General features: G+C 73.4%; 5 protein-coding genes. 1 reads left to right on the top strand and 4 read right to left on the bottom strand.

Annotation, left to right across the window (positions count from 1 at the left end; translation table 11 throughout):
• Positions 1 to 240: 240 nt before the first annotated feature.
• Positions 241 to 1,992 carry an NAD+ synthase gene (locus K6I33_RS31145; RefSeq protein WP_229357899.1) on the top strand — a complete coding sequence of 584 codons (1,752 nt, stop codon included), beginning with the start codon at positions 241 to 243 and terminating at the stop codon, positions 1,990 to 1,992.
• Positions 1,993 to 2,050: 58 nt separating this feature from the next.
• On the opposite strand, the gene K6I33_RS31140 is transcribed toward K6I33_RS31145, so the two are convergent.
• From K6I33_RS31140 to K6I33_RS31125, 4 genes are all read right to left on the bottom strand, one after another.
• Positions 2,051 to 2,263: a DUF2277 domain-containing protein gene (locus tag K6I33_RS31140; RefSeq protein ID WP_229357898.1), complete on the bottom strand. Its 213-nt coding sequence runs from the start codon at positions 2,261 to 2,263 to the stop codon at positions 2,051 to 2,053.
• Positions 2,211 to 3,440: an MFS transporter gene (locus K6I33_RS31135; RefSeq protein WP_229357897.1), complete on the bottom strand. Its 1,230-nt coding sequence runs from the start codon at positions 3,438 to 3,440 to the stop codon at positions 2,211 to 2,213. The genes K6I33_RS31140 and K6I33_RS31135 overlap by 53 nt, the downstream gene beginning before the upstream one ends.
• Before the next feature lie 121 nt (positions 3,441 to 3,561).
• Positions 3,562 to 4,596 (bottom strand): endonuclease/exonuclease/phosphatase family protein, encoded by a 1,035-nt coding sequence (locus tag K6I33_RS31130; RefSeq protein ID WP_229357896.1) that lies wholly within the window; start codon positions 4,594 to 4,596, stop codon positions 3,562 to 3,564.
• 213 nt (positions 4,597 to 4,809) lie between these two features.
• Positions 4,810 to 5,490 (bottom strand): TetR/AcrR family transcriptional regulator C-terminal ligand-binding domain-containing protein (locus K6I33_RS31125; RefSeq protein WP_229357895.1); only part of this gene is annotated, 681 nt, incomplete at its 5' end.

Raw genomic sequence — 5,490 nt, 5'->3', positions numbered from 1 at the left:
GGGTAGGGGCCGCTGTCGGGAGGCTGGGGGCTCCACTGCGGCGGCGGCTGCGTGCTCAACGGGTCTCCTAGGGATCAATGCTGACAAGACATCATCCGGCCCACGGCAGGACACCCCATGGGCAGATCGCGCAGCTTGTCACAAGATCACATTCCGTGGCCAGGTCTGCACGGTTCTCGCCCGGGTCACCGTGGCCGCCCTCACACCACATTGCGTCAGTCAGACGATTACACTGGGCGCGTGGCTCAACTTCGTCTCGCCCTGAACCAGATCGACTCCCGCGTCGGCGACATCGCCGGGAACGCCGAGCGGATCGTCCACTGGACCCGGCGCTCCGCCGAACAGGGCGCCCACCTGGTGGCGTTTCCCGAGATGGCGCTGACGGGGTACCCCGTCGAGGACCTCGCCCTGCGCTCCTCCTTCGTCGCGGCGAGCCGGGACGCGCTGCGCGCGCTGGCCGCCCGCCTCCAGGCCGAGGGCCTGGGCGAGCTCCCCGTGGTCGTCGGCTACCTCGACCGCAGCGACGAGGCCCGCCCGCGCCTGGGCCGCCCCGCCGGGGCCCCGCGCAACGCCGGCGCCGTGCTCCACCGGGGCGAGGCCGTGCTGGCCTACGCCAAGCACCACCTGCCGAACTACGGCGTCTTCGACGAGTTCCGCTACTTCGTGCCCGGCGAGACGATGCCCGTGCTGCGCGTCCACGGCGTGGACGTGGCGCTGGCCATCTGCGAGGACCTCTGGCAGGACGGCGGCCGCGTGCCCGCCGCCCGCTCCGCCGGGGCCGGGCTGCTGCTCTCCATCAACGCCTCCCCCTACGAGCGCGAGAAGGACGACACCCGTCTGGAGCTGGTGCGCAAGCGCGCCCAGGAGGCCGGCTGCGTCACCGCCTACCTCGCGACCACCGGTGGCCAGGACGAGCTGGTCTTCGACGGCGACTCGATCGTCGTCGACAGCGCCGGCGAGGTCATCGCCCGCGCCCCGCAGTTCGAGGAGACCTGCCTCGTCCTCGACCTGGACCTGCCGGCCGCCCCGGCGGCGGCCCCCTCGGGCGTCGTCGACGACGGCCTGCGCATCGAGCACGTCACCGTCTCCGCCGACCCCCTCCCCGCCTACGAGCCGGAGTTCACCGGCAGCCTCGCCCCCCACCTGGGCGACGACGAGGAGGTCTACCGGGCGCTGGTCGCGGGCCTGCGGGCGTACGTCGAGAAGAACGGCTTCCGGAGCGTCCTCATCGGCCTGTCCGGCGGCATCGACTCGGCGCTGGTCGCCGCCATCGCCTGCGACGCGGTCGGCGCGGACCACGTGTACGGCGTGGCCATGCCCTCCCGCTACTCCTCCGACCACTCGATCGCCGACGCCGAGGAGCTCGCCCGCCGCACGGGCCTCCACTTCCGGACCGTGCCGATCGCCCCGATGTTCGACGCGTACATGGGGTCGCTGGGCCTGACCGGCCTCGCCGAGGAGAACCTCCAGTCCCGGCTGCGCGGCACGATGCTGATGGCGATCTCCAACCAGGAGGGCCACATCGTCCTGGCGCCGGGCAACAAGTCCGAGCTGGCCTGCGGCTACTCCACGCTCTACGGCGACTCGGTCGGCGCGTACGGCCCGATCAAGGACGTCTACAAGACCGGCATCTTCCGCCTCGCCAACTGGCGCAACCGGGCGGCGGCCGAGCGCGGCGAGACCCCGCCGATCCCGGAGAACTCCATCACCAAGCCCCCGAGCGCCGAGCTGCGCCCCGGGCAGGTGGACACGGACTCCCTCCCGGACTACGACGTCCTCGACCGCATCCTGGAGCTCTACGTCGACCGCGACCGGGGCCGCGCCGACATCGTCGCGGCGGGCTTCGACCCGGAGCTCGTCACCCGCATCCTGCGCCTGGTCGACACGGCGGAGTACAAGCGCCGCCAGTACCCGCCGGGCACGAAGATCTCCGCGAAGGGCTTCGGCAAGGACCGCCGCCTGCCGATCACGAACGGCTGGCGCGAGGTCTGATCCCGCCCCGGGCCCCCGCCGTCGAGGGGCCCGGCGCTGCCGTCGAGGGGCCCGGCGTTCACTTCGCGCCGCGCACCACCAGCCCGTCCATCAGCCGTGCCGTGGCCTCGGCCACGGCGTCGACGGCCGCGTCGAAGACGGCCCGGTTGTGCGCGGCCGGGGCGTGGAACCCCGACACCTTCCGTACGTACTGGAGGGCGGCGGCGCGGACGTCGTCCTCAGTGGCCTCCGGTGTGACCGGCGGTCTGAGCGTCTTGATGCTGCGGCACATGCTCCAAGTGTGCCCCCGCGACCACGCGCGAGCCCTCGCCCCGGTCCAGGGCGCCCGCGACGACCGCGACGGCCAGGCCCACCACGGCCAGGGCCGCGCCCACCAGCGTGGGCGAGGTCCAGCCCCAGCCCGCCGCGATGGCGGCGCCGCCGAGCCAGGCGCCGCCCGCGTTGGCGAGGTTGAAGGCCGAGTGGTTGGAGGCGGCGGCCAGGGTGGGGGCGGCCTTGGCCTTGTTCATGATGAGCATCTGGAGGGGGGTGCTGGTCATGGAACCGGCGGCGCCGAGCAGGACGACCGTCACCAGCGCGGCCCACTTCACGTGCACGGTGAAGTCGAAGACGACGAGGACCGCCGCGAGACCGGCCAGGGCTCCGTAGAGCGTGGGGCGCAGGGCGCGGTCGGTGAGGGGGCCGGCCGCGAGGACGCCGAGGGTCATGCCGGTGCCGAAGAGTGCCAGCACGAACGTGACCGAGGTTTCGGAGAAGCCGGTGACCTCCACCGCCATCGCGGACAGATAGCTGTAGACGGCGAAGACTCCCGCGAAGCCGAAGACCGTGGCCAGCAGGCCCAGCAGTACCTGGCGACCGCCCAGGGCGCGCAGCTCCCTGCCCAGGCCCGCGCCCTGCTCGGGCGGCAGCTGGGGGATCAGGCGGGCGAGGGTGGCCATCGCCGCGAGGCCGATCGCGGCCACGACGAGGAACGTGGCGCGCCAGCCCAGGTGCTGTCCCAGGAGGGTGGCCGCCGGGACGCCGACGATGTTGGCGACCGTCAGGCCGAGGAACATCATGGCGACGGCCCGGGCCTGCCGTCCCTCGCCCGCGAGGCGGGCGGCGACCACGGAGCCCACACCGAAGAACGCGCCGTGCGGCAGCCCCGCCAGCACCCGGCCGGCGACGAGCAGCCCGAAGTTGGGGGCCAGGGCCGAGGCGAGGTTGCCGACCGTGAAGACCGCCATGAGCAGGATCAGCATCCGCTTGCGCGGGATCCGCGCGCCGAGCGCGGTGAGCAGCGGGGCGCCGAAGACGACGCCGAGGGCGTAGGCGGAGACCAGGTAGCCGGCGGTGGGGACGGAGGTGCCGAGGTCGTCCGCGACATTGGGCAGCAGGCCCATCATCACGAACTCGGTCGTTCCGATGCCGAAGGCGGAGACGGCGAGCGCCAGCAGCGCCAGGGGCATGAGAGGCCTTTCGAAAAGACAGAAGGGGGTCCGAAGCAGCCTTCCAGCCTACGGGGATACGGCTACGGGCCCGTACCCGGGAGGTGAACTCGCGAGTACGGGCCCGTGCGGGCAGGTGCCGTCAGATCTTGACGCGGGCCGCCACCGGCAGGTGGTCGCTGGGCGTCGCGGGGAGGGTCCACGCGGAGACGGGGTCCATGCCGCGGACCATGATCTGGTCGATGCGGGCCATGGGGAAGCTCGCGGGCCAGCTGAAGCCGAAGCCGTCGCCGGCCGCGCCCTGGGCCGAGCGGAGCTGGGAGGTGACGGGGGCGAGGGAGCGGTCGTTCATGGTGCCGTTGAGGTCGCCGAGGAGGACGACCTTGCGCACCGGCTCGTGGGCGATGGCCTGGCCGAGCGCCTGGGCGCTGTTGTCGCGCTGCCCGGCGGTGAAGCCGGCGTTGAACTTGACCCGCACCGAGGGCAGGTGGGCGACGTAGACGGCCACCGGGCCCTGCGGCGTCTGCACGGTGGCGCGCAGCGCGCGGGTCCAGCCCATCTTGATGTCGACCGGCCCGGCGTCGGTCAGCGGGTACTTGCTCCACACGCCGACCGTGCCCTGCACCGAGTGGTACTTGTACGCGCCCGCCATCGCCTTCTCGTAGCGCGAGGCGTCGCTGAGCTCCTCCAGGGCCACGACGTCGGCGCCGGAGGCGGCGACGGCCCGGGCGGTGCGGACGGGGTCGGGGTTCTCGGCGTTGACGTTGTGGGTGGCGACGGTGAAGTTGCCGCCCTTGCCGGACTTGTCGGTCAGCAGCCCGCCGAAGAGGTTGACCCAGGCGACGGCGGGCAGCAGCAGGGCGATCAGGGCGGTGGCCGAGCGGCGCAGCAGCGCCAGGACCAGCAGCACCGGGACGAACAGGCCCAGCCACGGGAGGAACGTCTCGGTGAGGCTGCCGAGGTTGCCGACCTTGTTGGGCAGGTCGGCGTGGATCAGCATCAGCAGGCCGAGCAGGACGGCGAGCACGGCGAGGACGACGCCGCGCCGCCAGATGTCCGGGCCCCGCCACTGGCCGCGCCAGCGGTCCAGCCGGCCCTGGAGCGCCGGGGCCCCGGAGTCGGTCCGCACGGGGCCCGCTCCCTCAAGGCCCGTCTCCTCCATGTGCGCCTGCGGCATCGGCTGTCCTCACTGCTCCATCTGCTGCTCGTCCCCGGGACCGGACCATAGGTGATCATGGCACGCGGGGCTGACCGGAACGCTCCTGGCCGGGGCGTCGGGTGGGAGGACGACCGTCCGGTCCCACCGGGTTCCTCGATGCGGGCCCGGCACGGGATGCTGTGACAGAACGGGCACATGAGGACGTCCCAGGCCGCCGGGGACCTTCCGGAATCAGGACTTCCGGCCCGGGACGGCGGGGTCGGACGGCCCCGGCGGCCCCTCCGGGGCGGGAGCGTCCGGCCCGGGCGTCTGCGGGCGCACCCCCTCCAGCACCGTGTCGACGATCCGCTCGGCCAGCCCCTCCGGCAGCTCCTGCCAGTCGTGGAGGATCGCGCGGGAGAGCATGGGGCTGACGAAGAGGTCGGTGAGGAGGTCGACGTCGAGGTCGGCCCGGATCTCCCCCGCCGCCATGCCGCGCCGCAGCACCTCGTGGAAGGCGCGGCGCCGGGCCGCGACGACCGTGTCGTGGTACTCCTGCCACAGCCGGGGGTGGACGCGGACCTGCGCGATGGCCGTCCGGAGCACGGCCGAGGAGCGTTTGGCCAGGCCGCGCCGGCGCAGGTGCTCCAGCAGGGCGACGAGGTCGTCGCGGGCGGGGCCGCCGGCGAGCTCAGGGGCGCTGTCGTCGAGGGAGCGCAGCACATCGAGCATCAGCGCCTCCTTGCCCGCCCAGCGCCGGTAGACGGTGGCCTTGCCGACGCCCGCCTCGCGGGCTATCCGCTCCATGGACAGCTCGGCGACCGTCATGCCGTCCTCCAGGAGCCGCAGCACGGTCTCGACGACGGCCCGGTCGACGGCCGCGCTGCGCGGCCGCCCGCGCCGCTCCCCCGGGACCGGGACGGGGGCCGGGAC

Origin of the sequence: Streptomyces sp. UNOB3_S3, from assembly GCF_020740895.1 — a bacterium.
Classification (GTDB): domain Bacteria; phylum Actinomycetota; class Actinomycetes; order Streptomycetales; family Streptomycetaceae; genus Streptomyces.
The sequence above is the reverse complement of the archived record's forward strand: the minus strand, read 5'-3'. Positions and strand labels throughout refer to the sequence as shown.

Bases quoted from the DNA above. Each gene is read 5' to 3' on its own strand.
- K6I33_RS31140 (WP_229357898.1), bottom strand. From the start codon at position 2,263: ATGTGCCGCAGCATCAAGACGCTCAGACCGCCGGTCACACCGGAGGCC.
- K6I33_RS31135 (WP_229357897.1), bottom strand. From the start codon at position 3,440: ATGCCCCTGGCGCTGCTGGCGCTCGCCGTCTCCGCCTTCGGCATCGGA.
- K6I33_RS31130 (WP_229357896.1), bottom strand. From the start codon at position 4,596: ATGCCGCAGGCGCACATGGAGGAGACGGGCCTTGAGGGAGCGGGCCCC.